Annotated in this window: 1 protein-coding gene; it reads right to left on the bottom strand. The window is 55.3% G+C overall.

The genetic code is table 11. The features are described from left to right. Positions 1 to 131: 131 nt before the first annotated feature. Positions 132 to 1,064 (bottom strand): V-type ATPase 116kDa subunit family protein, encoded by a 933-nt coding sequence (locus tag ACOCD2_RS20690; protein WP_293653325.1) that lies wholly within the window; start codon positions 1,062 to 1,064, stop codon positions 132 to 134. Between the last annotated feature and the right edge of the window lie 158 nt (positions 1,065 to 1,222).

Here is a 1,222-nt window from a genome sequence, read left to right as displayed (position 1 = left end):
CTGTTGATCCATTCGATGTGTTGGGTCAATAGCATAGACTCGGCGTACTATGATGTCAAGCCTCTACAGACATGAAAAAGCGATTGTAGATCCATCGAGGCAGGCTTGTACTCAGTCTTAGTGGTGAGTAGTTACCCAGACGCAATACCTAGATCACTACAATAGCGCCTTCCAGCACTAAAATGAACAGGTTCCCCAGCACCACGGTGATCCAGTGCCCTGTCGCGCCGAGCATGTCGGCAAGTGCGAATACGGCGATGGCCAGCGCCACATGATTCAGGCCGAAAGCCGCCACCCGCAGGAAGGAAAGGGTATTGGAAATATAGTTCATGAAGGTCTCGAAGCCTTCTATAATCACTACCAGCAGTCTTTCGCCGGGGGGCATCCTGTTCTTTCCATTTGTAACCCAGCACCACGGCCAGCGAGCCAAGGAACAGGGCCTGGTTCAATATGCCCACGCTGCCCTGCTCGAGCCATTGCCAGCCACCGGAGAGGATGCTCAGATACAGCAGCAGGCCCGCGACACCCTGACTGTCGAAGAGCGCCCGGGAAAAATGGTTTTCCACCAGGTTATTGCGGATGGTCAGCATCGAGGCCACCAGGATGAATCCCACGCCCCAGAAAAAGGCCACCTTGAGCATCAGTACCGGGTCGCTCAGCGGTGCGATCCAAACGGCCGGGAAAAGGTGCTCGTAACCGAATATGCTGCCATAGAGTATGCCGAAAAGCATGGATGACAGGCCTGCCGCCATCATCACCGGACGAATCATGCGCAGTTTCCCGGGCATCAGCCAGGGTGTGAGAAAGATCACTGCGCCGTGTCCGACGTCGCAGAACATCATGCCGAACATGGTGATGAAACTGATGGCGAAGAACCAGGTGGGATCGATTTCGCTGTAGCGTGGTACGCCGAAGTTCCGCACCAGCGCAGCAAAAGGCTGCAGCCAGGCGCTGTGCTGCAGGCAGGAGGGCACATGCTGCTGTTCTCGGGTTTCGGGCTGACGGTGTTCGACGATGACAGGTCCGGGCAATCCCTGTTCGAGTGCTGTCCTTGCGCAAATCATCGAGGTCGTTCAAATCTTCGTAGCCCAGCGCCAAACCATAGGCTCTTCCCCAAATGGAGTGGGTAGATTATCGTAATCCCCTATGAGAGACAAAGACCTATATGCCCAGATACTGGGAATCAAGAGTCCCTGGCAAGTATCCGGTGTAGAGCTGGCGC

The sequence above is a fragment of the Thiolapillus sp. genome, from assembly GCF_048562965.1.
Classification (GTDB): Bacteria; Pseudomonadota; Gammaproteobacteria; order Chromatiales; family Chromatiaceae; genus Thiolapillus; species Thiolapillus brandeum_A.
Note: the sequence above shows the minus strand (reverse complement) of the source record. Positions and strands in the feature narration are given on the sequence as shown.